This window comes from Pseudomonas sp. HR1 (assembly GCF_030175875.1).
In the GTDB taxonomy this organism is placed as follows: Bacteria; Pseudomonadota; Gammaproteobacteria; order Pseudomonadales; family Pseudomonadaceae; genus Chryseomonas; species Chryseomonas oryzihabitans.
This window is the reverse complement of sequence record NZ_JASNRF010000009.1, coordinates 1-24,422: the sequence shown is the minus strand read 5'-3', so window position 1 is coordinate 24,422 and position 24,422 is coordinate 1. Positions and strand designations below refer to the sequence as shown.

Annotated in this window: 24 protein-coding genes and 1 pseudogene; 11 read left to right on the top strand and 14 right to left on the bottom strand. The window is 67.1% G+C overall.

All coding sequences use genetic code 11. The features are described 5' to 3' along the window. Nucleotides 1-626 precede the first annotated feature (626 nt). The 4 genes and pseudogenes from QKY98_RS24110 to QKY98_RS22425 form a co-directional block, all read left to right on the top strand. A pseudogene (locus tag QKY98_RS24110) lies at nucleotides 627-908 on the top strand (HAMP domain-containing protein); the annotation flags it as partial. A 153-nt stretch (nucleotides 909-1,061) separates the two neighbouring features. Beyond that, nucleotides 1,062-1,766, top strand: coding sequence for a methyl-accepting chemotaxis protein (locus QKY98_RS24105; protein ID WP_372237665.1), 705 nt, complete (start codon nucleotides 1,062-1,064; stop codon nucleotides 1,764-1,766). 116 nt (nucleotides 1,767-1,882) lie between these two features. Further along, nucleotides 1,883-3,241, top strand: coding sequence for a nucleobase:cation symporter-2 family protein (locus QKY98_RS22430; RefSeq protein ID WP_027600795.1), 1,359 nt, complete (start codon nucleotides 1,883-1,885; stop codon nucleotides 3,239-3,241). Between the two features lie 122 nt (nucleotides 3,242-3,363). Further along, complete coding sequence (locus tag QKY98_RS22425) at nucleotides 3,364-3,564, top strand: hypothetical protein (RefSeq protein ID WP_007162082.1); 201 nt, start codon at nucleotides 3,364-3,366, stop codon at nucleotides 3,562-3,564. Here QKY98_RS22425 and QKY98_RS22420 read toward each other — a convergent pair. Further along, nucleotides 3,561-4,055, bottom strand: coding sequence for a 2-thiouracil desulfurase family protein (locus tag QKY98_RS22420; protein WP_284671625.1), 495 nt, complete (start codon nucleotides 4,053-4,055; stop codon nucleotides 3,561-3,563). The two genes, QKY98_RS22425 and QKY98_RS22420, sit on opposite strands and share 4 nt — an antisense overlap. Before the next feature lie 31 nt (nucleotides 4,056-4,086). Beyond that, nucleotides 4,087-4,719: a 2OG-Fe(II) oxygenase gene (locus QKY98_RS22415; protein WP_027600255.1), complete on the bottom strand. Its 633-nt coding sequence runs from the start codon at nucleotides 4,717-4,719 to the stop codon at nucleotides 4,087-4,089. 179 nt (nucleotides 4,720-4,898) lie between these two features. Here QKY98_RS22415 and QKY98_RS22410 point away from each other — a divergent pair, with 179 nt between their 5' ends. After that, complete coding sequence (locus QKY98_RS22410) at nucleotides 4,899-5,636, top strand: DUF2059 domain-containing protein (RefSeq protein ID WP_181125924.1); 738 nt, start codon at nucleotides 4,899-4,901, stop codon at nucleotides 5,634-5,636. A gap of 6 nt (nucleotides 5,637-5,642) precedes the next feature. Here QKY98_RS22410 and bipL read toward each other — a convergent pair whose 3' ends face one another. Then, nucleotides 5,643-6,581: a phospholipase BipL gene (gene bipL / locus QKY98_RS22405; protein ID WP_284671624.1), complete on the bottom strand. Its 939-nt coding sequence runs from the start codon at nucleotides 6,579-6,581 to the stop codon at nucleotides 5,643-5,645. 182 nt (nucleotides 6,582-6,763) lie between these two features. Here bipL and QKY98_RS22400 point away from each other — a divergent pair, with 182 nt between their 5' ends. From QKY98_RS22400 to QKY98_RS22385, 4 genes are read left to right on the top strand one after another with little or no spacing between them, the layout of a single operon-like run. After that, nucleotides 6,764-7,234, top strand: coding sequence for a MarR family transcriptional regulator (locus QKY98_RS22400; protein WP_042137179.1), 471 nt, complete (start codon nucleotides 6,764-6,766; stop codon nucleotides 7,232-7,234). Nucleotides 7,235-7,237: 3 nt separating this feature from the next. Then, nucleotides 7,238-8,692: an efflux transporter outer membrane subunit gene (locus QKY98_RS22395; RefSeq protein ID WP_007162088.1), complete on the top strand. Its 1,455-nt coding sequence runs from the start codon at nucleotides 7,238-7,240 to the stop codon at nucleotides 8,690-8,692. Nucleotides 8,693-8,708: 16 nt separating this feature from the next. After that, nucleotides 8,709-9,920 (top strand): HlyD family secretion protein, encoded by a 1,212-nt coding sequence (locus tag QKY98_RS22390; protein ID WP_007162089.1) that lies wholly within the window; start codon nucleotides 8,709-8,711, stop codon nucleotides 9,918-9,920. 54 nt (nucleotides 9,921-9,974) lie between these two features. Then, nucleotides 9,975-11,501 (top strand): DHA2 family efflux MFS transporter permease subunit, encoded by a 1,527-nt coding sequence (locus QKY98_RS22385; RefSeq protein WP_044342444.1) that lies wholly within the window; start codon nucleotides 9,975-9,977, stop codon nucleotides 11,499-11,501. 8 nt (nucleotides 11,502-11,509) lie between these two features. On the opposite strand, the gene QKY98_RS22380 is transcribed toward QKY98_RS22385, so the two are convergent. The 3 genes from QKY98_RS22380 to QKY98_RS22370 all read right to left on the bottom strand — a co-directional run bounded on the left by QKY98_RS22380 (nucleotide 11,510) and on the right by QKY98_RS22370 (nucleotide 13,768). Further along, the gene (locus tag QKY98_RS22380) at nucleotides 11,510-11,884 is read right to left on the bottom strand and encodes a c-type cytochrome (RefSeq protein ID WP_108582597.1); all 375 of its coding nucleotides are present in this window, start codon (nucleotides 11,882-11,884) and stop codon (nucleotides 11,510-11,512) included. Then, nucleotides 11,881-12,693, bottom strand: a complete 813-nt coding sequence (mutM, locus tag QKY98_RS22375; protein WP_027600251.1) for a bifunctional DNA-formamidopyrimidine glycosylase/DNA-(apurinic or apyrimidinic site) lyase — start codon at nucleotides 12,691-12,693, stop codon at nucleotides 11,881-11,883. Before mutM ends, QKY98_RS22380 begins: the two co-directional genes overlap by 4 nt. Nucleotides 12,694-12,943: 250 nt before the next feature. Then, on the bottom strand, nucleotides 12,944-13,768 hold the full coding sequence (locus QKY98_RS22370; RefSeq protein WP_161796604.1) for an HDOD domain-containing protein: 825 nt from the start codon (nucleotides 13,766-13,768) through the stop codon (nucleotides 12,944-12,946). Between the two features lie 220 nt (nucleotides 13,769-13,988). On the opposite strand from QKY98_RS22370, the gene QKY98_RS22365 reads away from it, so the two are divergent. Further along, nucleotides 13,989-14,528, top strand: coding sequence for a type 1 glutamine amidotransferase domain-containing protein (locus QKY98_RS22365; RefSeq protein ID WP_284671623.1), 540 nt, complete (start codon nucleotides 13,989-13,991; stop codon nucleotides 14,526-14,528). A gap of 330 nt (nucleotides 14,529-14,858) precedes the next feature. On the opposite strand, the gene QKY98_RS22360 is transcribed toward QKY98_RS22365, so the two are convergent. The 8 genes from QKY98_RS22360 to QKY98_RS22325 form a co-directional block, all read right to left on the bottom strand. Further along, nucleotides 14,859-15,449 (bottom strand): LON peptidase substrate-binding domain-containing protein, encoded by a 591-nt coding sequence (locus tag QKY98_RS22360; RefSeq protein ID WP_007162095.1) that lies wholly within the window; start codon nucleotides 15,447-15,449, stop codon nucleotides 14,859-14,861. 88 nt (nucleotides 15,450-15,537) lie between these two features. Then, entirely contained in the window at nucleotides 15,538-16,245 is a 708-nt protein-coding gene (locus QKY98_RS22355; RefSeq protein ID WP_027600802.1) for a PqiC family protein, read from the bottom strand. Nucleotides 16,246-16,330: 85 nt separating this feature from the next. Next, a complete protein-coding gene (gene parC, locus QKY98_RS22350) occupies nucleotides 16,331-18,583 on the bottom strand; it encodes a DNA topoisomerase IV subunit A (protein WP_284671622.1) in 2,253 nt (750 codons plus the stop codon). A gap of 154 nt (nucleotides 18,584-18,737) precedes the next feature. Then, nucleotides 18,738-20,636: a DNA topoisomerase IV subunit B gene (parE, locus tag QKY98_RS22345; RefSeq protein WP_042137169.1), complete on the bottom strand. Its 1,899-nt coding sequence runs from the start codon at nucleotides 20,634-20,636 to the stop codon at nucleotides 18,738-18,740. A gap of 7 nt (nucleotides 20,637-20,643) precedes the next feature. Next, on the bottom strand, nucleotides 20,644-21,252 hold the full coding sequence (locus QKY98_RS22340) for a YqiA/YcfP family alpha/beta fold hydrolase (protein ID WP_044342439.1): 609 nt from the start codon (nucleotides 21,250-21,252) through the stop codon (nucleotides 20,644-20,646). A gap of 93 nt (nucleotides 21,253-21,345) precedes the next feature. Continuing rightward, nucleotides 21,346-22,152, bottom strand: a complete 807-nt coding sequence (gene cpdA, locus QKY98_RS22335; protein ID WP_042137165.1) for a 3',5'-cyclic-AMP phosphodiesterase — start codon at nucleotides 22,150-22,152, stop codon at nucleotides 21,346-21,348. A 139-nt stretch (nucleotides 22,153-22,291) separates the two neighbouring features. Continuing rightward, nucleotides 22,292-22,747, bottom strand: coding sequence for a DUF1249 domain-containing protein (locus tag QKY98_RS22330; protein WP_007162101.1), 456 nt, complete (start codon nucleotides 22,745-22,747; stop codon nucleotides 22,292-22,294). Further along, nucleotides 22,738-23,358, bottom strand: a complete 621-nt coding sequence (locus QKY98_RS22325) for an NUDIX domain-containing protein (protein ID WP_027600805.1) — start codon at nucleotides 23,356-23,358, stop codon at nucleotides 22,738-22,740. The genes QKY98_RS22330 and QKY98_RS22325 overlap by 10 nt, the downstream gene beginning before the upstream one ends. Nucleotides 23,359-23,544: 186 nt before the next feature. Here QKY98_RS22325 and QKY98_RS22320 point away from each other — a divergent pair, with 186 nt between their 5' ends. Next, nucleotides 23,545-24,294, top strand: a complete 750-nt coding sequence (locus tag QKY98_RS22320) for an RsiV family protein (protein ID WP_007162103.1) — start codon at nucleotides 23,545-23,547, stop codon at nucleotides 24,292-24,294. Nucleotides 24,295-24,422: the final 128 nt, after the last annotated feature.

Below are 24,422 nucleotides of genomic sequence, written 5' to 3'. Positions count from 1 at the left end.
CGGTCGAGCAGCTGAAGACCGTCAGTTTCGTCTTCAACGGCGGAGTTCGCCAGTGGCTGGACGGCAAGGCCGCGGCGCTGGGCGCCCTGGCTGCCGACACCCCGGACGCCCAGCTTCCGGCCAGCCTCAATCAGGTCAAGAACTCCGGCGCCTTCGACAACGTCTTCTATGCCCGCGGCGATGGCAGCCAGGTCAATGCCAATGGCGTCCAGCTGCCTCCCGACAACAACGATCCGCGCCAGTGGCTCTGGTACCAGCAGGCGCAGCAGAATCCCGGCAAGGTGTTCTTTTCCATTCCCACCGTGGCGGCGGCGACCAAGCAGAACGTGCTGTCGCTGGGCTGGGCGCTGCAGTCGGCGGGCAAGACCACCGCGATCCTCGGCGCGGACGTCAGCATCAGCGACATCCTCGACCAGCTCAAGCGCGTGCAACTGCCGGGCGCCGGCAGTGCCGTGCTGGTCAACGGCCAGAACATCGTCCTGGGCCACGAAGACGCCGCCCTGCTGGCCAAGCCGATCACCGAGCTCTTTCCCCAGCTCGACGCGGACACCCTCCAACGCCTGGCCCAGGCACCCGGCGAGCGCTATGTGGAAACCCCGGCCGGCCAGCGGCTCTATGCCGCGCCCATGAATCACCATGGCGAAACCCTGGTGATGATCGTCGACAGTGGCGTGCTCATGGCGCCGCTGCAACGCCAGCTGTGGATCAGCCTCGCCATCCTGGCCGTGGTGCTGGGGGGCTCGCTGCTGCTCATCAACCTGCTGTGCAGCTATCTGCTCCGGCCGCTGGGCGTGGTCTCGACCGGTCTGCAGGTGATCGCCGACGGCCAGGGCGATCTGACCCGCCGTATCGCCGTGCAGAGCACCGATGAGGTCGGCGGATTGGCCGGCCATTTCAACCAGTTCGTGGCCAGTCTGCACGGCCTGATCGGCGGCGTGCGCCAGCATGCCCAGAGCGTGGACGCCGAATCGCAGAAGGTCCTGCAGCGCAGCGCCGCGGCCACCCGGGAACTGGGGCGCCTGCAGCAGGAGATCACCCTGGTGGCCACGGCCGTGACGGAGATGTCTTCCGCCACCCAGGAGATCGCCCGCAATGCCGAGCAGACCGCCGAGGCCATCCGCCAGTCTTCCGACAGCACCGCCCAGGGGCTGACCCTGGTGCAGACCAGCAAGGAATCCATCAACAGCCTGGCGCGGGAAGTGGATGACGCCACCCGGGTGATCGGCGAGCTGGACCACCACTCCCAGGCCATCGCCAAGGTACTGGACAGCATCCAGAGCATCGCCGAGCAGACCAACCTGCTGGCGCTCAACGCGGCCATCGAGGCGGCCCGCGCCGGCGAGCATGGCCGGGGCTTCGCGGTGGTCGCCGACGAGGTGCGGACACTGTCGCAACGGACCCAGGCCTCGACCCGGGAGATCAACGAGACCATCGGCACCCTGCAGCAGATGACCCGCCAGGCGGTGCAGCGCATGGACAGCAGCATGGCCATCGCCGAGCGCAGCGTCGCCGACGTGGAACGCGCCTCCAGCGCCCTGGAAGAGATCGCCCAGAGTGCCGGCGTCATCTCCGAGATGTCCCTGCAGATCGCCACCGCGGCCGAGGAGCAGACCTCGGTCACCGAGGAGATCACCCGCAATGTCATCACCATCAAGGGCCTCGGCGACACCCTGGCCAGCGGCGCCGAGGACTCGGAGCGCCAGTCGCGCTCGCTGCAGCATCACGCCGCCGACCTCAATCGCGACGTGGCCCGCTTCATCCTCTAAACCATAAGGGACACAGCCGCCGGCCGCCAGGCCGCCGGCTGTGTCCCGGTCGAAGACCCTGCGCCGCGGGGCGGGCATCCGGTAAGATCGGCGCTTTTTCCGCGACGACTCCGCCCATGTCCCAACCCTCCCGCTCCGAACTGCTCTATGGTCCCCAGGACCGACCGCGCCCGCTGATCGCCCTCCTGGCCGCCATCCAGCACCTGCTGGCGATCATCGTGCCCATCGTCACCCCCGGTCTGCTGATCTGTCAGGCCCTGGGCGTCTCGCCGCGCGACACCAACCTGATCGTCTCCATGTCGCTGGTGATCTCGGGCATCGCCACCTTCGTCCAGTGTCGTCGCTTCGGGCCCTTCGGCGCCGGGCTGCTGATCGTCCAGGGCACCAGCTTCAACTTCGTCGGTCCGCTGATCGCCGGTGGCGCCCTGATGGTCAAGAACGGCACCCCGGTGGAAGCCGTGATGGCGGCCATCTTCGGCGTGGTGATGGCCGGCTCCTTCGTCGAGATGGGTGTGTCGCGGGTGCTGCCCTTCGTCAAGCGCCTCATCACTCCGCTGGTGACCGGCATCGTGGTGCTGATGATCGGCCTGACGCTGATCAAGGTCGGTCTGATCAGCATGGGCGGCGGCTTCGCGGCCCTGGGCAACGGCACCTTCGCCAATGGCGAGAACCTGCTGCTGTCGGGCACCGTACTGGCCACCATCGTGGTGCTCAATCGCATTCCGCTGCGCGCCCTGCGCAGCAGCGCCATCGTCGTCGCCCTGCTGCTGGGCTATGCCCTGGCGGCCTGGCTCGGCCGGCTGAACTTCACCGGCATGCACGAGGCTACCTGGGTGCAGATCCCCCTGCCGCTGCACTTCGGCCTGGGCTTTTCCTGGTCGCTGTTCGTGCCACTGCTGGTGATCTACCTGGTCACCTCGCTGGAGGCCATCGGCGACATCACCGCCACCAGCAAGGTCTCCCGCGAACCCGTGGAAGGCCCGCTGTGGATGCAGCGGATCAAGGGCGGGGTGCTGGTCAACGGCGCCAACTCGCTGCTGGCCGGGCTGTTCAACACCTTTCCCAGCTCGGTGTTCGCCCAGAACAACGGGGTGATCCAGCTGACCGGCATCGCCAGTCGCCATGTCGGCCTGTGGATCGCCGCCATCCTGGTCCTGCTGGGGCTGTTCCCGGCGGTGGCCGGGGTGATCCAGGCGGTGCCCGAGCCGGTACTCGGCGGCGCGGCCATGGTGATGTTCGGCGCGGTCGCCGCCTCGGGGATCAACATCCTCGCCGGCGTCGAGCTGGATCGACGCGCGCTGCTGATCATCGCCGTGTCCCTGGCCCTGGGCCTGGGCATCTCCCAGGTACCGGAATTTCTCGCCCATATGCCGGCCGGCCTGAGGGCGGTGCTGGAATCCGGCGTCGCCACCGGCGGCCTGTGCGCCCTGCTGATGAACTGGTTCCTGCCGGAGACGCCAAAAGCCGCTGGCTAGACCAGGCTTTTTCATCCGCGGGCTGAAGTTCCGCGCTGGGGTGCCGATAAGCCTGGCAAGTCACCTGTGGGCTTGCCGCGATCGTCGTTTCGAGCGTGGGCGACCCACCCAGCAGAGCGCCCATGATCAGCCCGGATGTTCCTGTCGTTAAGGTCCCGCTGCGCGAATATGCCGTCCTGGCGCGTGCCATGGGCGCCACCGTCTTTGCCCAGAATCTCGAAAAGCAGCCGGGCGAGCTGGTCGGCTGGCGCTTTCCCAAGGGCTGCTTCGTGCAGAAGGCGCATTTCCAGAGCCTGCTGGGCCGCCAGCCGGAGACCCTCTAGGCGTTGCCTTCCAGCGCCGCGAGCAGGCGCTGCGCCGCGACCAGTTCGGTCTCGTTGAAGACGGCGACGCCGGCGCGTATCAGCGCCGCCGCCGTGACCCCCTCGCCCGCCACCCGGGTGCCGCTGAAGCTGCCATCGTAGTTTTCCAGATTGCCGCAGGACGGACTGCGCGCCTTGAGCACCGCCAGGCGGATGCCATGCCGCGCGATCAGTTCGAGGGCGGCCTCGGCACCGGCGACAAAGGCAGTGGTCACGTCTTCGCCGCCCACGGTCACCACCGCTACCCGGCCGTCCAGCACGGCGCCGCCCTGGCCACCGGGAATCTCCGCGGGCGGACGTGGCGTGGGCAGGCCCCCGGCCACCTCCGGACAGAGGGGCACGATGCGCCCTTCCGACTGCCAGACGCCCAGCAGATCGAAGGGGCCATGGGCGCCGCCGTCATAGCGCACCCGATGCCCCAGCAGGCAGCGACTCACCAGTATCTTTTCCATACGCCCTCCGCGTCCGTCGCCAATCTACCGCCTAGCCCTGCAGCGGATTGTCGCCACGGCGGCGGAACCAGCCGGTCAGCGACAGCCGCTCGCGGGTGGCCGGCAGCACCTCGTGGGGCAATTGGCCGGACAGGAAGCACACCAGGCTGCCGCCCAGCGGCAGGACATCCTGGTGGCGCTGCTCGTCCAGATAGAGCCGCAGCTCGCCGCCCTGCTCCGGCAACCAGGCGTCGTTGAGATAGAGCACCAGGGAGACCATGCGGCGGTCGTCGTCGCGGAAGCGATCCAGGTGGCGGGCATAGAAGGCCCCCGGCGGATAGAGGGCGAAGTGGCTTTCGTAGTCTTCCAGCCCCAGGAACAGGGTGCGGTTGAAGGCCTCGCGCAGGGTGTCCATGAGCTGCAGGTAGCGCTGCACGCCGGGATGCTCGTCGTCCGGCTCCAGCCAGGCGATGTGATCGCCGCGGACGCCCTCGCGGATCAGCGGGCTTTCGCCACGGCCGATACCGGCGCGCTCCAGCTCGCCGCGGGCATGGCGCAAGCGGCATTCGGCGGCCAGTTCGGCGGTGAGGTCCAGGGGCAGGAAGATGCTCTGCCGCGACCAGCCGTGCTCGGCGAGATCGTCGACGATACGTTGCAGCAGGGGATGCTCGGGATGCAGAGCCATCGGGAAAACCGTAGCGGACCGGGCCAGGCCGGCGGGATGCCGAGTGTAAGAGAAGTCGGCCACGGCTGCGCGCCTGCCTTGACCAGGCGACGAATGCCCGGGATGAGCGCCTCGACAGCCAGCCTGGGGTTGCCGACAATGGCGGACTTTCCGGCTCCGTGCCGCTGCCCGAGGTGTCCATGCGCGTTCTGTTCGCTTCCCTGCTTTTCGCCATCAGCCTGCCCGTCCTGGCCGACGATACGGTCAGCCTCTATCAGGCCGCAGGTTGGCCCGAGCAGCGCGGACACTTCCGCGACGCCCTGCAGGCCGCCCAGCAGCGCTACCAGAACAGCCTGCCGCCGGCGCTCTACCAGAGCCTGGTGGACAACAGCAACAAGCGCTACACCGCCGCGGCCATCGACCAGCGTGCCCTGGCCGCGCTGCGCCAGAGTCTGCCGGCCGACGGCCCGGCCCTGCAGTTCTTCCAGTCGCCAGTGGGCCGCAAGGTGGTCGCCGCGGAAATCGCCGCTACCCGCAGCGACCAGCTGGCCAAGAACGCCAATGGCGTGCCCCAGATGCAGGCCAGCCCGGCCCGCCGCGCCCAGGCCAAGCGCCTGGCCACCGCCCTGCCCGTGCGCGAAGCCGGGGCCGAGGTCAGCGTGGCCCTGGCGGGCCTCGCCGCCGACAGCCTGAGTTCGATGCTGCCGGGGCTGATGGGTCAGCAGCAGTCCGGCGGCATGATCGAGCAACAGCGTCAGAGATTCATCCAGCAGATGAATGCCGGCGACCTGGAAAACACCCTGCTCTATGTCTATCGCACCCTGAACGACAGCGAACTCGGCCAGTTCGCCGACTTCGCCAGTTCGCCCAATGGCAGCGCCTACTACCGCGCCGCCGTGGCGGCCCTGCGCGCCGGCCTGGGCGGCGGCGGCCAGTAGGACGGCTCAGGCGAGACGGTCGTCCAGCCAGCGGAAATAGCGCTGGCGCAGGGCTGCGGTTTCATTGACCAGATGGTGCCGCGCTTCCGGCAGGCGCAGCACCTCGGGCCGCGCGAACTTGGCCTCCAGCACTCCCAGGTTGTGCCGCCAGTCGACGGTGAAATCCTGCTCGCCCTGGATCACCAGCGGGCGGCGGGAACTGGCCGGTGCCCCCTCCAGTTGCGGAATCCAGCGCGCCAGGGCGCCGACCCATTGCGCGGGTAGCTCGCGTGGCTGCAGGCCGTCCTGCTGCAGGAATTCGAGAAAGGCCGGATCCCCGGAATTCACCGAGAAGCGCCGCGGCAGGGCGCGCACGAAAGGCTTCACCAGCCGATAGGTCCACAACCCCTGGCGCCAGGCATGGGGCCTGACCAGGGGCGCCAGCAGGATCGTCTCGCCCAGTTCGGGAGCGGGCTCACCGCGCAGCAGATAGTCCAGCAGGATGGCGCCGCCGGTGCTCTGGCCGAGCAGGTGCCAGGGCCGCGGCAGGTCCAGGCGCCGCGCCTCGGCGATCAGGGCCGTCAGGGTGGCCTGGTATTCGGCGAAGTCGTTGATGCTGGCGCGGGCCCCGCTCGACAGGCCATGCCCGGGCAGGTCGCAGGCCAGCACCGCCAGCTGCCGCGACAGCGCCCAGTCCACCACGTGGCCATAGAGGCCCATGTGATCGTAGTAGCCGTGCAGCAGCAGCAGGCTGCCCCGCGGCTCGCGCGGCCACCAACCCTGCACGGCGAGCCGGTAGGCACCGGCGGCCAGCGCGCCCAAGGCCACGGTCAGCTCCGGCCGCGCGTGGCTGTCCGCGAGGCGGTAATGGGCGCGATAGCCCTGGTGGTCGAGATCCGGCGGCAGGTCGTGGCGCAGGGGCACCAAGGCCTGGCGCAGTCGGTCTAGATCGAAGAGAGGGGTCATGGTTCGGTTCAGTCTGAAGTAGCCGCCATGATCGGCGTCCGGACAGCCGTGGGACAAGCGTCTGCCAGCATACTTTTCCAATTGTTTCAAAATGCGCAACTCTCCCCTGCGCAAAGGTGTCTGAATATTTCACTGCCTAGGCAGTATTCTGGATACGCTTGATTGCCTGGGCAGATACTGCAATGTCACATTTCGACCGTAGCAATTTTCCGCTGCGCAATTCCGTAGGCCATTTGATCCACCTCGCGAACCAGTACAAGGATCGCGTGCTGGACAGTCACCTCGCGCCCTACGACATCACCGCTGCCCAGTTCAAGGTGCTGTTGCTGCTCGCCCGCGACCAGACCGACACCCCGGCCGAACTCAGCCGCTGCCTGTCCCTCGACAGCGGCGCCATGACCCGCATGCTCGATCGCCTGGAAGCCAAGGGCTTGCTGCGCCGCGTACGCAGCCTCAGCGACCGCCGCCAGGTACGCCTGGAACTGACCGAACAGGGTCAGGCCCTGAGCAGTGAACTCATGCAGATCGGCGTGGACGCGCTCAACGACCTGACCCACTGCCTGGACCGCCAGGAACTGGATGACCTCGAACGCCTGCTACGCCGCCTGCTCAGCCCCTCCGGCCTGCTGCCGGAGTCCTCTGGAGACCTCTGACCCATGACCTTTCGCCTGCCATTGACCGCCCTCTGCGCCGCCCTGCTGCTGGCCGGCTGCGTGTCGTCCGAGGGGCTGCACACCCAGGGGCGCGCCGTGGATCCGGCGACGCTCAAAGGCGAAGCCACCTTTGCCAGCGACCGCCTCTCCCCCGCCCAGTGGCCGAGCGCCGACTGGTGGACCCGGCTGGGCGATCCGCAACTCGACAACCTGATCCGCGAGGCGCTGCGCGACAGCCCCTCGCTGCAGGAAGCCGATGCGCGCAGTCGCCAGGCCGATGCCGCGGTGCTCGCCGCCGACGCCGATCGCTATCCGCAGATCGACGCCAATGGCGGCGTGACCCGCTCGCGCCTGGCGCGACCGGACGATCCTCTCGGTCAGGGCGACCGCTACAGCACCCTGCGCCAGTTCGATGTGAGCGGCAGCTACAGCTTCGACCTCTGGGGTGGCCAGCGCGCCGCCTGGGAAGCCGCCCTCGGTCGCGCCCGCGCCGGCGAGGTGGATCGCCAGGCCGCACGCCTGACCCTGGCAGCCAACGTCAGCCGTGCCTATAACCAGCTCGGTCTGGCCTACACCAGCCTGGACGTCGCCCAGCAGGACCTGGAGCGTACCCGCGGCATGCTCGACCTGGCCCAGCGCCGGGTCGACGCCGGTCTCGACAGCGACTACCAGCTGCAGCAGACCCAGAGTCTGGAAGCCAGCGCGGCAGCCTCCCATACCGCCGCCGAGCAGCAGGTGCGCAGCGCCCAGATCCGTCTCGCCGTGCTGCTGGGCAAGGGGCCCGACCGGGGCGCCGAGATCCCGCGACCCAAGCTGATCGCCCCCGCCGCGGTGAATCTGCCGGCCCAGCTGCCCGCCGAACTGGCCGGGCGCCGTCCGGACCTGATCGCCGCCCGCTGGCGCGTGGAGGCCGCGAGCAAGGACATCACCGCGAGCAAGACCAACTTCTATCCCAATCTCAACCTGACGGTGGCGGCCGGCAGCAAGGCCATCCTCGGCGACGCCCTGTTCGGCGCACCGGCGCGCTTCTTCAACGTCGGTCCGGCGCTGTCGCTGCCGATCTTCGACGGCGGACGCCGCCGCGCCGATCTCGCCAGCCGGGACGCCGACTACGACCTGGCCGTGGCCCAGTACAACCAGACCCTGGTGCAGGCGCTGGGCGACATCGCCGACGCCATCACCCGCCAGCGCTCGCTGGACCAGCAGATCGTCGAGCAGCAACGGGCCCGCGACATCGCCAAGAGCTCCTTCGACATCGCCATGCAGCGCTATGGCGCCGGCATCGGCAACTACCTCGACGCCCTGACCGTCGAGCAGCAACTGCTGCAGGCCGAGCGCCAGCTGGCCAGCCTCCGGGCCGATCGCATCGACAGCGGCGTGCTGCTGATGCAGGCCCTGGGTGGCGGCTTCCAACCGTCCAACCTGCCGCCGGCACCCGCCGCCGCGGCCACACACTGATACCGAGAGCCCGACCATGGCCGATTCCGCCGCAACCCCCAACGACAATGCCCAGGAGCAGAAGCCGCAGCGCTCCGGCAAACGCAAACTCTTCCTGTTGCTCCTGCTGCTGGTGGTGATCCTGGCTGGCGTGGGCGTCTACTGCTACCACCTGTTCTATGGCCGCTTCCATGCCAGCACCGACGACGCCTACGTCAACGGCAACCTGGTGCAGATCACGCCCCAGGTCACCGGCACCGTGACCCGCATCGCCGTGGACGATGGCGACTTCGTCCGCCAGGGCCAGCCGCTGGTGGAGTTCGATCCAAGCGACACCGCCGTGGCCCAGCAGAGCGCCGAGGCCAACCTGGCCAAGACCGTACGCCAGGTGCGCGGCCTGTTCAGCAACGTCGACAGCTACAAGGCCCAGGTGGCCGCGCGGCGCGTCGAGGTCGAGCGTGCCCGTGCCGACTACGCCCGCCGCCAGCAACTGGCCAAGGGCGGCGCCATCTCCAAGGAAGAACTGGCCCACGCCCGGGACACCCTGGTGGCGGCGCAGAGCTCCCTGACCTCCGCCCAGCAGCAGCTGGATACCAACCAGGCGCTGGTGGACGACACCGAGATCGCCTCGCACCCGGACGTCAAGGCCGCCGCCGCCCAGCTGCGCCAGGCCTACCTGAACCACGCCCGCAGCACCCTGGTGGCGCCGGTCAGCGGCTATGTCGCCAAGCGCTCGGTGCAGGTCGGCAGCCGCGTGCAGCCCGGCGCGGCGCTGATGGCCGTGGTGCCCCTGGACCAGATCTGGATCGACGCCAACTTCAAGGAAACCCAGCTGGCCGAGATGCGCATCGGCCAGCCGGTGGAAATCCATTCCGACCTCTATGGCGACGACGTGCGCTATCGCGGCGTGGTGGAAAGCCTGGGCGTGGGTACCGGCAGCGCCTTCTCGCTGCTGCCGGCGCAGAACGCCACCGGCAACTGGATCAAGATCGTCCAGCGCTTGCCCGTGCGGATCCGCCTGGAAGGCGACAACCTGGACAAGCACCCGCTGCGCATCGGCCTGTCGACCGTGGTCGACGTCGACCTGCACGACCAGGACGGCGCCCGCCTGCCGACCACCACGCCGCAGCAGCCGCGCTACAGCACCGACGTCTACGACCATCAGCTGGCCGAGGCCGATCAGCTGATCCAGCAGATCGTCCACAACAACGGTCCAGCGGCGCGTGCCGCGGGCGTCGCCAAGCGCTGACAGCCAAGGAGGCTCCCTGGCGAGCCTCCCCGTCCACCCTTCTGGTAATCCGTCATGAGCGATAACGCCTTTCGCCCGGCGAGCCTGGTGCTCGCCACGGTGGGCCTGTCCCTGGCCACCTTCATGCAGGTGCTCGACACCACCATCGCCAACGTCGCCCTGACCACCATTTCCGGCAACCTCGGGGTGAGTTCGGAACAGGGCACCTGGGTCATCACCGCCTTTGCCGTGAGCAACGCCATCGCCCTGCCGCTGACCGGCTGGATGGCGCGCCGCTTCGGCGAGGTCAAGCTGTTCATGGCCGCCGTGGTGCTCTTCGTCATCACCTCCTTTCTCTGCGGCATCGCCACCTCCATGCCGGAGCTGGTGATCTTCCGCGCCATGCAGGGCTTCGTCGCCGGCCCGCTCTATCCCATGGCCCAGACCCTGCTGCTGGCGATCTTTCCGGCGGCCAAGCGCGGCATGGCCCTGGCGCTATTGGCCATGGTGACGGTGGTGGCGCCCATCATCGGCCCCATCGCCGGCGGCTGGATCACCGACAACTACAGCTGGCCGTGGATCTTCTTCATCAACATCCCCATCGGCATCTTCGCTACCCTGGTGGTCTGGAGCCAGCTGGGCAAGAAGCCGGAAAAGCTGGTGCACCAGCCCATCGACTATGTCGGGCTGATCCTTCTGGTGCTGGGCGTGGGCGTGCTGCAGGTGGTGCTGGACAAGGGCAACGACCTGGACTGGTTCGAATCCAACCTGATCTGCCTGGGCGCCGCCTTTTCCGCCGTGGCCCTGACCGCCCTGGTGATCTGGGAACTGACCGACAAGCACCCCATCGTCAATCTGCGGCTGTTCCGCTATCGCAACTTCAGCTGCGGCACCCTGGCGCTGGTACTGGGCTATTCGGGCTTCTTCGGCATCAACCTGCTGCTGCCCCAGTGGCTGCAGACCCAGCTCGGCTACACCCCGGTATGGGCGGGCCTCGCCGCGGCGCCCATCGGCATCCTACCGGTGATCCTTTCTCCGCTGGTGGGCAAGTTCGCGCACAAGACCGATCTGCGGCTGCTGGCCGGCGGCTCCTTCCTGGTGATCGGCGCCTCCTGCTTCATGCGAGCCACCTTCAACAACGAGGTGGACTATCGCCACATCGCCGAGGTGCAGACCTTCATGGGCCTGGGCGTGGCGCTGTTCTTCATGCCCACCACCAGCATCCTGCTGTCCAGCCTCAAACCCTCGGAACTGGCGGACGGCGGCGGTCTGGCGACCTTCCTGCGGGTCTTGGGCGGCAGCTTCGCCTCCTCCCTGACCACCTGGCTATGGCAGCGGCGCGCCATCCACCACCATGCCCAGCTGACCGAGGACGTGACCCCCTACAGCCCGGCCACCCAGCACTACCTGGACGCCCTCGGCGGACCGTCGCAGCAGGCCTATGCCCAGCTGGACAAGGTGGTGGAAGGCCAGGCGTACATGCTCTCCACGGTGGACTACTTCACCCTGCTCGGCTGGATCTTCATGGGGCTGTTCCTGATCATCTGGCTGGCCAAGCCGCCCTTTGCGGCCAAGCCGGGCGCCGGAGGCGGCGACCACTAGGACAGGGACTAGGGCGCGTGATGCTGGGTCTGCAGGTAGTCGGCGATGTCGCCCAGATCCTCGGCATCGCCGATGCCCCAGAATCTCATCTTGGTCCCCGGCACCTTCTGTTCGGGATCGCGCAGAAAGGCCGCCAGGGCCTCGCGATCCCAGGCGAAGCCGGCATTGCGCATGGCTTCGGAGTAGTTGTAGCCGGCCAGGCTCCCGGCCTGACGACCAAAGAGGTCATTGAGCTGGGGGCCAAAGCCAGACTGGGCGCCCGGCCCCACCGAATGGCAGTTGTGGCAGCGGCGCAGGAAGAGGTTGCGGCCGTTGTCGGCATCCGCCCAGGCCGCCTCCCCGCCCAGCAGCGTCAGCAGGACCACCGCGGCCAGGGTCTTCATCGCTGGCACTTGCGGCAATAGACGCTGGCGCGCTGGCCGAGGCGGATCTCCTGCAATCCCGTCCCGCAGACCTTGCAGAATTCGCCCTTGCGACCGTAGACGAACAATTCCTGCTTGAAATAGCCCGGCGCCCCGTCTCCGCCGATGAAATCGCGCAGGGTGGTGCCGCCACTCTCGATGGAGCGCGCCAACACCTTCTTGATCTCTTCGGCGAGGCGGTCGTAGCGCGCCCGGGAAACGCTCCCGGCGGCGCGGCGGGGATCGATACCGGCGGCGAACAGTGCCTCGGCGGCGTAGATGTTGCCCACCCCCACCACCACGGCGTTGTCCATGATGAAGGGCTTGACCGCCATGCTGCGTCCGCGCGACAGCTCGTACAGCCGACCGCCGTCGAAGGCCTCGGTCAGGGGCTCGGGGCCCAGCTTGCTGAGCAGCACATGGGCATGGGGATCCTGGGTCCAGAGCAGCGCGCCGAAACGCCGGGGATCGGTGTAGCGCAGCGACAACCCGGATTCCAGCTCGATGTCGACGTGCTCGTGCTTGGCCGGCGGCTGGTCGGCCGGCACCAGGCGCAGGCTGCCGGACATGCCCAGGTGGCCGATCAGGGTGCCGCTCTCGGCGCGGATCAGCAGGTACTTGGCCCGCCGCTCGACGGCCTCGATGCGCTGCCCGGAAAGGCGTACATCCAGGTCCTCGGGCACCGGCCAGCGCAGCCGGCCATCGCGGACGATGACCCGGCGCACGCGCTGACCGACGACATGGGGCGCGATGCCCCGGCGGGTGGTTTCGACTTCAGGTAATTCGGGCATGAGGATCCAGGGGCTTATTTCAGAGATTTGGCTTAAAAGGCGCCGAGCGAAGGTCAGGCAAGGCGCAACGACCAACGGGAGTAACAGCCGAAGGCTGGCCCGAAGGGTGAGCGCCAGCGAATCAAAACAGCGAGGAAGCGGACCGGGCTCGCGCACGAGTTTACAAAGCGTAAATGAGCATTCCGACCGGGCTGGCGAACCAGCTGGTTTTCAACGCCGCATGGTCGAGCGCAGGCCCTTTTAACCAAATCTAGTAATTGATCCGACCGCTGCCCATTTCAAGGATGGTCTCCTTGAGCGACTCGAAGTCGTACTCGGACAGGCCGACGTGATCCAGCACCCGCGGGGCGATGGCCTGCCACTCGTGATCCTCGTCCTGGCCACCGAGGGCGCGATAGCAGCCGCAGATGTGTTCGGCCATCTTCAGCAGGGCCAGCAGATTCTTGATCTGGATGTCGGTGGTCGACTCCTCGTCAAAGACCGACTGGGCGTTGTGGTGGTTGGCGATGGCCTGGCCGACGTGCTCCGGCAGGCGCCAGGAGCGCGAGATGAAATAGCCCACCACGGCGTGGTTGGTGCTGAAGATGCGATTCTCCACGTCCACCACCCGTACCTGCTCGTTGACGCTGGCATAGGCCTCTTCCAGCACCGCCATGTAGTTGGGGAAGCGCTTGAGCATCAGCGGGATGCCGCAGTTGTGGAATAGACCCAGGGCGTAGGCCTCGTCCGGGGTCGGATAGCCGGTCTTCTTGGCCAGGCTCAGGCAGGTCTCGGCCACGTCCTGGGCGGTGTCCCAGAAGCGGTTGAGGATGACGATGGTCTCGTCGGTGAGCTCGCCCTTGATCGACTGGGCGTTGATCAGGTTGATGACCGACTGGCTGCCCAGCAGATTGACCGCCCGCTGGATCGAGGTGATGCGATTGCTGAGGCCGAAATACGGCGAGTTCACCAGCTTGAGCAGGGCACCCGAGAGCCCCGGGTCCTGGCCGATCAGGCGCGAGATGACCTTGAGATCGGGGCTGGGCATGAGCTGTTCGAGTTGCAGATCCACCATGATCTGCGGCTGCGGGGGAATGCTGATGCCTTGCAGGGCCTGACGGATCTGCTCCTCGGTCAGCTGAGGGGACGCTTGGGACATGGGGACTACTCTGCGATGGATGTCGCAAATTTACTCCGCACCGCCCGGCGATGCCATCGGGCGCGACGAAGGAACTTCGGGTAGGCAAAGCGGGACGGACTAGAGAGCGCTGGCAAAAGGCTAGCCCGACCGAATGTCCATCGAGGTATGCGCAACCATGGCTACATCCCTGAACGGCAAGAAAATCGCCATCCTGGTCACCAACGGCTTCGAGCAGGCCGAACTCACCGGCCCCAAGCAGGCGCTGGAGCAGGCCGGCGCCCAGACCCACATCATCTCCGCCGAGAGCGGCGAGGTGCGCGGCTGGGACGGCACCGAGCCGGCCGACAGCTTTCCGGTAGACCTCACCTTCGCCGCGGCCAATGCCGGTGACTATGATGCCGTGCTGCTGCCCGGCGGCGTGGTCAACGCCGACACCATCCGCATCGACGAACAGGCCCAGCAGCTGACCAAGCAGATCGCCGACGCCGGCAAGCCGGTCGCCGTCATCTGCCACGGTGCCTGGCTGCTGATCTCCGCCGGCCTGGTGCAGGGCAAGACCATGACCAGTTGGCCGTCGCTGACCGACGACCTCAAGAATGCCGGCGCCACCTGGCAGGACCAGGAGGTCATCGTCGATGGCCAACTGGTGAGCAGCCGCAAGCCGGACGACATCCCGGCTTTCAATCGCGAGTTCATCAAGCTGCTGGCAGGCTGAGCCAACAAGACTGGCACTTTGATCTCATAAGACTGAACTTATGGCAAAGTGCCAGGGTCTTATCCAGTGCCCCCAAAGCACTTTTAGCCCGCCCTGCCCGGCGGGCTTTCTTTTGCCTGGCGTTTGGCCCGGAGCCTGTTCAGAATCTTGCGAGCTAGAGCCAAACAAGGCCTAGGTGGCCCGCAAAAACGCCTGAGGAAGCGGATCGGACCCGCGCCCGGGTTTACATAGGGTAAATGAGCATTGCGACGGGGCCGCCCAGGCCGGGCTGGCGATCCAGGGTGTTTTCAACGCGGTTTGGCCGACGCGCAGCAGATTATGAACAGGCTCTTAGGCCTGGAAATCACCCTGCAAATCCACCAGATGGCGCTCGATGTCGGCCAGGCGCTGACCCTGGTCGCTCAGGCCCAGCCATTCGAGCTTGAGGTGCGCCTCGAACGGCAGCAGATAGGCCAGCTGGCAACCCAGGGCCTGGCGGTCGGCGACTTCGCCCCCCATGTCCAGGCTGGCGACCATGGGGTGCTGGGCCAGGGCCACCAGCAGAGCCATGAGATCGGCATCGCCATCGCGCAGCGGCTGGGGCTCGGTCTCCGGAAGCCACTCCACCTCCCCCACCACCAGATGGTCGGGTTGCTCTTCCTGGCTCAGCAGGCGAAAGCGCCGTCCGCCTTCGATGCGGATACCCAGCAGGCCATTGCTCTGCTGCTGCCAGTCGCGGATCAGCGCCTCGCAGCCGTAGGCGCCCAGGCGATTCGGCGCGGCACCGGTCTCGCGGCCTTCGAGGATGGTCACCACGCCAAAGCTGCTGCCCTGCTTGAGGCAGCGGCCGAGCATGTCCAGGTAGCGGGCTTCGAACAGCTGCAGGTCGAGGCGGCAGCCGGGAAACAGGGTGGTGTTGAGCGGAAACAGGGGCAGCGTCATGAAACCTCCGGGGCTTGAGGGTCCTGCTGGATAGAGCGTCGCGCGCCGCCGAAGGCTCCCGCGCGGCGACGCGCGGGAGCCTTGCGGATCAGAAGCGATAGACCTCGGCGCCGGTGCGGATGGGCACCACGGCCGGCAGCGTCGGCCGGGCCTGGGCCTCTTCCACGAGTTTCTTCGGCTCCTTGCGCGCCACCTCGCTGTCACGCCGGCCGCGCTGGGCAACCTTGGTGAGATCGGTGGCCAGCCGCGCCGACAGCTGTTGCAGCAATTCGCTCTGGGCGCGCACCTGGGCCGCGCGATCACCTGCATGACGAGCCTGCAGGTGGACCACCTCGGTGTCCAGCAGACGACCCTGGCCGTCGCGCAGTTGCCAGCTGGCGTCGAGGGCGGCAGGCGCCTGGTCACCCGCATCGAGGCGGGTCACCACCAGTTCCACCCGGTACTGCGGATCGAAGCCGGCGGGTTGTTCACCCACCACCACCCGACCGCTGTTGAGGCGACCGGCGAGCTGGCGCTGCAGCAACTGGCGCACGTTGGCGTCGAGCGGCCCGGCCCAGTGATCGCGGGTGGTCTTGAGACTGCCGTCAGGCTGGCGTTCCAGCAGGACATCGCGCTGCAGGTAGTCGGCCAGCTGCAGGTTTTCGATCCACACGGCAAGACCACGCTCGCTGCTCGCGGGCGTACGCGCATTGCCGCCATCGAGCTGATAGTAGTGGCTGGGGCCGAGGCTGGCACAGCCACCCAGGCCGGCCAGCAGGCCAACGAGCGCCAGCCTGGCGAGACACATCCGTTTCATCGAGGCTCTCTCTCGACGGGCGCCACGGCCCGGCGAGTCCTGGTCGAAAAAATCCGGGCTATGCTAGCGGCTGACCGCGGGCGGCTCAAGTTTCCACCTGCAGCGAGTCCACCCGCTGGAAGCCCCGCGGCAACTTGTTGCCGCGCCGACCGCGCTCGGCCCGGTAGTGCTCCAGGTCGCTGCCCTTGAGGGTATAGGGCCGCTTGCCGGCCTGCAGCGTGAGGGAGGCGCCGGCCGGCACCACGGCCAGATCGACCACGTATTCCTCGCGCTTGGCGACCCGCTCGCCAGGGATGGAAATCAGCTTGTTGCCCTTGCCCTTGGCCAGTTGCGGCAGTTCGCTGATGGCGAACACCAGCAACCGTCCCTCGTTGGTGACCACCGCGATAGAGGTGTCCTCCAGGGACGCCACCGGCTTGGGCGGCAGCACCTTGGCACCGTTGGGCAGGCTGATCAGCGCCTTGCCGGCCTTGTTCTTGGCCTGCAGGTCCTCACCCTTGACCACGAAGCCGTAGCCGGCGTCCGAGGCCATGACATAGAGACCACTGTCGTCCGGCAGCAGCAGGCATTCGAAGCTGGCGCCCGGCGGCGGCGTCAGGCGGCCGGTCAGGGGCTCGCCCTGGCCACGCGCCGACGGCAGCGAATGGGCGGCCACCGAATAGCTGCGCCCGGTGGAATCGATGAACACGGCGAACTGGTTGGAGCGACCCAGGGCCGCCGCCTTGAAGCCGTCGCCGGCCTTGTAGGACAGCCCGGTCGGATCGACGTCGTGGCCCTTGGCCTGGCGCACCCAGCCCTTCTCGGACAGCACCACGGTCACCGGCTCGGTGGGCATGAGTTCGGTTTCGGACAGGGCCTTGGCTTCGGCACGCTCGACGATGGGCGAGCGGCGCGCGTCGCCATAGGTCTCGGCGTCCTTGATCAACTCGTCGCGGACCAGGTTGCGCAGCTTCTTGTCGCTGCCCAGCAGGGTCTGCAGGCGCTTCTGCTCCTTGAGCAGCTCGGCCTGTTCGCCACGGATCTTCATCTCTTCCAGCCGCGCCAGTTGGCGCAGCCGGGTTTCCAAGATGTAGTCGGCCTGTTCCTCGGAGAGCTCGAAGCGGGCCATCAGCGCCTGCTTGGGTTGCTCCTCGGTGCGGATGATGTGGATCACCTCGTCCAGGTTGAGGAAGGCGACCAGCAGGCCATCCAGCAGGTGCAGGCGGCGATTGACCTTGTCCAGGCGGAACTGCAGGCGACGGCGCACGGTGCCGATGCGATAGATCAGCCACTCCTGGAGGATCTGCCGGAGATCCTTGACCTGGGGCTTGCCGTCCAGACCGATGACGTTGAGGTTGACCCGGTAGCTGGACTCCAGATCGGTGGTGGCGAACAGGTGCTGCATCAGCTCGTCGGCATCGATGCGATTGGAGCGCGGCACGATGACGATGCGGGTCGGATTCTCATGGTCCGACTCGTCGCGCAGGTCGGCCACCATGGGCAGCTTCTTGGCCTGCATCTGGGCGGCGATCTGCTCCAGCACCTTGGAACCGGAGACCTGGTGCGGCAGCGCGGTGATGACCACGTCGCCGTCCTCGCGGCGGTAGACGGCGCGCATGCGCACCGAGCCGCGACCGGTCTCGTAGATCTTGCGCAGGTCGGCCCGCGGCGTGACGATCTCGGCCTCGGTGGGGAAGTCCGGACCGGGCACGTGTTCGAGCAGCTCGGGAATCCCGGCGATGGGGTCGTCCAGCAGGCGCACGCAGGCGGCGGCCACTTCCCGCAGGTTGTGCGGCGGGATGTCGGTGGCCATGCCCACGGCGATGCCGGTGGTGCCGTTGAGCAGCAGGTTCGGCAGGCGTGCCGGCAGCACCGCCGGCTCGTTCAGCGTACCGTCGAAGTTGGGTACCCAGTCCACGGTGCCCTGCCCCAGTTCGCTGAGCAGCACCTCGGAATAGCGCGACAGCCGCGCCTCGGTATAGCGCATGGCGGCAAAGGACTTGGGATCGTCCGGCGCGCCCCAGTTGCCCTGGCCATCCACCAGCGGATAGCGATAGGAGAACGGCTGGGCCATGAGCACCATGGCTTCGTAGCAGGCCGAGTCGCCGTGGGGGTGGTACTTACCGAGGACGTCGCCCACGGTACGGGCGGACTTCTTGTGCTTGGCGTCGGCGTCCAGGCCCAGTTCGCTCATGGCGTAGACGATACGGCGCTGGACCGGCTTGAGGCCGTCGCCGATGTGCGGCAGGGCGCGGTCCATGATGACGTACATGGAGTAGTTCAGGTACGCCTGCTCGGTGAAGTCGGCCAGCGAACGGCGTTCGACGCCATCCAGGCTCAGGTCGAGGGGTGCACTCATGGGAATCCTTTGGTGTTACGTCTTTGATCGGGGTGTCGTGTCCATCGCGGCCGTGGCGGTCCGCCGAAGCGGCCGCTCCTACAGGGGCGATGGAGACCGTAGGAGCGGTCGCTGCGGCGAACCGCCATGGCCGCGATAAGCACAGCCAACATATTTAGATCAGCACTTCAGCGCGGTCGCCCTTGGATTCCAGCCAGCTCTTGCGGTCGCCGGATCGCTTCTTGGCCAGCAGCATGTCCATCATCTCGAGGGTGCCGGGCACGTCTTCGAGGGTCAGCTGTACCAGGCGGCGGGTGTTGGGATCCATGGTGGTCTCGCGCAGCTGCAGCGGATTCATCTCGCCAAGGCCCTTGAAGCGGGTCACCTGGGGCTTGCCGCGCTTCTTCTCCGCGGCCAGGCGATCGAGGATGCCATCGCGCTCGGCTTCGTCGAGGGCGTAGTGCACCTCCTTGCCGAGGTCGATGCGGTACAGCGGCGGCATGGCCACATAGACGTGACCGGCATCCACCAGCGGCCGGAAGTGCTGCACGAACAGGGCGCACAGCAGGGTGGCGATGTGCAGGCCGTCGGAGTCGGCATCGGCGAGGATGCAGATCTTGCCGTATCTCAGGCCGCTCAGGTCGGCGCTGCCCGGATCGATGCCGATGGCCACGGCGATGTCGTGCACCTCCTGGCTGCCCAACACCTCGCTGCCGTCCACTTCCCAGGTGTTCAGGATCTTGCCGCGCAGCGGCATGATGGCCTGGAATTCCTTGCTGCGCGCCTGCTTGGCGCTGCCGCCGGCGGAGTCGCCCTCCACCAGGAACAGCTCGGAGCGCATCGGGTCCTGGCCGGCGCAATCGGCCAGCTTGCCAGGCAGCGCCGGGCCTTGGGTGATCTTCTTGCGCTCGACCTTCTTGCCCGCCTTGAGGCGGCGGCCGGCGTTGTTGATGGCCAGCTCGGCGATCTGCTGACCCAGTTCCGGATGGGCATTGAGCCAGAGGCTGAAGGCGTCCTTGACCACCCCGGCGACAAAGGCCGCGGCCTCGCGAGAGGACAGGCGCTCCTTGGTCTGGCCGGAGAACTGCGGCTCCTGCATCTTCATCGAGAGGACGAAGGCGATGCGCTCCCAGACGTCTTCCGGGGCCAGCTTGAGGCCGCGCGGCAAGAGGTTGCGGAATTCGCAGAATTCCCGGATGGCGTCCAGCAGGCCCTGGCGCAGGCCGTTCACATGGGTGCCGCCCTGGGCGGTGGGAATCAGGTTGACGTAGCTTTCCTGCACCGACTCGCCGCCCTCGGGCAGCCAGAACAGCGCCCAGTCCACCGCTTCCCGGGCCGAAGCCAGGCTGCCGTGGAAGGGCGCCTCGGGCAGCCGCAGGGCGTCACCCACGGTGTCGATCAGATAGGATCTCAGCCCGTCTTCGTAGTGCCATTCGCTGCGCTCGCCGCTGGCTTCGTCGAGAAAGCTCACCGCCAGACCCGGGCAGAGCACCGCCTTGGCCTTGAGCACGTGCTTGAGGCGGCTGACGGAGAACTTGGGCGAATCGAAGTACTTGGGGTCCGGCCAGAAGTGCACGCTGGTGCCGGTATTGCGCTTGCCGACGCTGCCGACCACGGCCAGTTCGCTGGCCTTGAAGCCGTCGGCGAAGGCCATGGCGTATTCGTTGCCCTCGCGCTTGACGCGCACCTCGACGCGGGTCGACAGGGCGTTCACCACCGAGATGCCCACTCCGTGCAGGCCGCCGGAGAACTGGTAGTTCTTGTTGGAGAACTTGCCGCCGGCGTGCAGCTTGGTCAGGATCAGCTCGACGCCGGAGACGCCCTCTTCCGGATGGATATCCACCGGCATGCCGCGACCGTCGTCGATCACCTCGAGGGAGTTGTCGGCGTGCAGGATCACCTGCACCTGGCGCGCATGACCGGCCAGGGCCTCGTCCACGCTGTTGTCGATGACTTCCTGGGCCAGGTGGTTGGGCCGGGAGGTGTCGGTGTACATGCCAGGGCGCTTGCGCACCGGATCGAGTCCGGAGAGGACTTCGATGGCGTCGGCGTTATAGGCGTTCTGCGTGGCCATGGGGTCTCTATTCGAAGGTGTTGAAATCCAGCTCGCGCCAGAGCGCCGGGTCGAAGCCGGCCAGCTCCAGCAACAGGGGCAGCTGGCGATGGAAGCCCTGGAAGCCGTGGTCGCCGCCCTGCTCGATGCGCAGGGTACAGCCGCCGTAGTAGCGCTCGGCGTCCCGGTAGTCGAGGGTCTCGTCGCCGGTCTGCAGCCAGACGTGGAAGCGTTCGGGATCCGCCGGCGCCGCGACTTCCTGCGCCCGCATGGCCTCGACGTGGGCCTCGGTGAGGATCCAGCTCTCGCCGGTATGGTGATTGCGCTGGGGGCCCAGGTAATGCTCCATGAAGCGCCAGGGCCGGACCGCCGGGTTGATCAGCACGGCCTTGAGCCCGTGGCGCTCGGCCAGGACGGTGGCATAGTAGCCGCCCAGGGAGCTGCCGACCAGCAAGGGGGCGTCCAGCTCGGCCAGTTCGCGCTCCAGGAGGGCGAAGGCGGCGTCGGCATCGTTGGGCAGCGCCGGGGCGCGCAGGCGGTCCGCCAGGCCCAGGCGGGTCATGCAGGCGGTCAGCTGCCGCGCCTTCAGGGACGCGGGTGAACTGTTGAAGCCATGGATATAGAGGATCGACGGCATCGGGCCGCTCCTACTGGATAAATAAACAGGTAAAGAATAACCCGTTTCGACCCTCGCGACCAAGGCTGCCGACCGGCGTCAGCCCCGACAGCCCTAGTAGCCCGCGGCGCTGTGATCCACAGTGAAGGCATGCTGTTGCAGGCGCGAGACACCGGTTTCCAGGTTGCCGTCGGGCAGCAGGCGCAACCAGCGATAGCCCGGCGCCTGATCGCCGGCCTTGAAGTCCTCGCTGCCCGGCTCGAATTGCAGACCGGTGGAAGGCGAGGCCAGCAGGCGCACGCCGTTGCGCAGCTGGTCGAACTCCTGGTGGATATGCCCCCAGAGCACCACCTTGACCTGGGGATGGCGATCCAGCACGGCAAACAGCTCGTCCGCCCGGTGCAGGCCCAGGGGCTCCATCCAGCCACAGCCAACCGGGACCGGATGATGGTGCAGGCAGATCAGCGCCGGACGCTCGGGCGCGGCGCTCAGGGCCTCGTCCAGGGCGACCAGCTGCGCCTGCTCCAGTTCGCCGAACACGCAACCGCGCACGGTGCTGTCGAGCAGGATGAGGCGCCAGGCGCCCAGGTCGGTGACCGTCTCGAGGAAATCGCGATCACCACAGGCCTTGGCCATGGGCGCGTTCTCGTCGTGGTTGCCGGCCAGCCAGCGCATCGGCGCGGCCAGGGGCTCGGTCAGCTCGCAAAAGCGCTGGTAGGAGGCCACGGAGCCGTCCTGGGAGAGGTCACCGCTGGCCAGCAGCAGATCGATGCGTGGCTGCTCCCGCACCACCTGGGCGACCACCTGTTGCAGGCTGGCGGCCGTATCGATACCCAACAACCGACCGTTGGCACGCGCAAACAGATGACTGTCGGTCAATTGGATGACGAGGGGAGCGTTGACACTATCCGGCAAACTCACCAAAGCCTCCTAGGCATAAGGGGACAACGAGCGCAGGCAGGGTGCAGAAAAGTTCCCGGGAACTTGCGTGCATGCTTCACATTTTCGCAGCTTGCACCGCGTGAGGGAAGCCGCGGCTGTCAGCGTTGCGCCCTAGTGCTCATCGCTGCAGGATAGGTTCAGCTTCGTGGCCACAGGCCAGGCAGTGACTCAGCCACTCACCGAGGAACAGATTGAGCTGGCTCTTTTCGTCAGGCTGATGCATCGCCTGATTGGGATAGGGATAGCGCCCGAGCAGGTGCCGAGAGGCCCCGGCCGACACCACTTCCGCCATCCGCGCATCGTGATAGACGCGCACTTCCAGTTCGGGCACCGGCAACCAGGGCAGTCCCAGTTCCTGGCGCACCCGCAAGGCCGTCGTATAGGGACAGGCCTCGGTGACTTCCAGCGCGAGCACCCCCAGCGGGCGCTCGCCTTGCGACAACATGACGCGGCGCGATACCACGGCTTCGCGCATCTTGGGCAGAAGCCGCATCAGCCGCACGTAGTTGGCCTCGCACGTGGCCTGCAGGCCCGGCAGGTCAACCCGATAGCGATCTCGCAGTTTCAGCCCCATAACCCCCGTACCTCGGCGCGATTGAGCGCCAACCATTGCAGGGCGATGATTGCCGCTGCGTTATTGATTCGACCGTCGCGAACCCCTGCCAGTGCCTCGTCCAGCGACCAGACATGGACGCGAATGTCCTCGCCCTCCTCTTCCAGGCCATGGACGCCACCGGCGTCCACGGTGCTGCAGCGACCCAGGTAGAGATAGACCTGTTCGTCACTGCCGCCGGGCGAGGGGAAGTAGGTGGAGATGGGCCAGAGCGATTGCAAGGTCAGCCCGGCTTCTTCCTCGGCTTCCCGATGAGCGACCGCCTCGACGGCCTCGCCCTGCTTGTCCACCAAGCCCGCCACCGGCTCAAGCAGCCAGGGATGAGCGGTCTTTTCCATGACGCCGACGCGAAACTGCTCGATCAGCACCACCTCGTCGCGCACGGCGTCGTAGGGCAGCACGCAGACGGCATCGGGACGCACGAAGACCTCGCGTTCCAGTTCCGGGCCCAGGGCACCGGAGAACTGGCGATGGCGCAGCCGGAAGCGGGCCATGCTGTAGAAGCCCTGGAAGCAGATCTCGCGGCTCAGGATTTCAACGGCGGGCGCCTGGGATTCGTTGGCTTCGGTCATGGGCGCTCCAGCGCTGATTGCAGGTAATCAGACCATCCTAGCGTGCCGCCTGCGTGCGTGCAGCCCCTGACGCGCCAAGTCGCGAAAAGGACAACAAGCCGGGAAACCTCCGCCCGCCCCTGGCAAACTTATGGGGCCAGACGGGTTCGAAAGCCGTCGTTCTCCGTTTCCATGACAAGGAATCCCATGCGTATCCGCTCGCTCCTCCTGCTCGCCGGCCTGTTGCTCGGTGGTTGCCAAAGCGTCTTCGGCCCCAACCTCGACAAACCCCTCACGCCTCGCCACCAGGCCTGGGAGCACCGCCCGGCCGGTTGCCAGGGCGAAGACTGCCCGCTGATCAACATCGACTACGTGGAATTCGGCGACCCGGCGCTGGACGCCCTGGTGCAGCGGCACCTGCTGGGCCTGGCCCGCGCCGAGCCGGGCGCGCCCATCCCCGCTTCGCTGGAGAGCTACGAGCGGGATTTCCTCGCCAAGGCCCAGCCACGCTGGAGCAGCTATCTGCAGGCCAAGGTGCGTGAACAGCATGACGGCCTGGTGATCATCGAATTCTCCAGCTACCTGGCCAACGGCGGTGCCCATGGCCTGGCCGGCCGCGACTTCGTCACCTGGGATCGCCATCTCGACCGGCAGATCACCCTGGGCGACATGCTGGTGCCGGGGCAGGAAGCCGAATTCTGGCGCCTGGCGCAGCTCTCCCGTGAGGCCTGGATGCTCAGCAACAACGTCGGCGATGCCGAATTCCGCCAGCAGTGGCCCTTCCTAAAAACCAACAACGTGGCCCTGGACTTCGGCGCCCTGACGCTCAAGTACGACATCGGCAGCATCGCCCCCTACGCCATGGGCCATCCGGAATTGAAGATCCCCTATCCCAAGCTCAATGGCATCCTCAAGGGCGAGTACTTTCCGGGCCGGGGCAAGGCGCGGCAGCCGTAGGACCTGGTCAACAGAAATCATCTGCCGTAGTTGGGTTTGATCGCGGCCATGGGCCGCTCCTACAGCGGACTCAATCTTCTGTAGGAGCGGCCCATGGCCGCGATAACCCCCCCCCAAACCACCCCCCC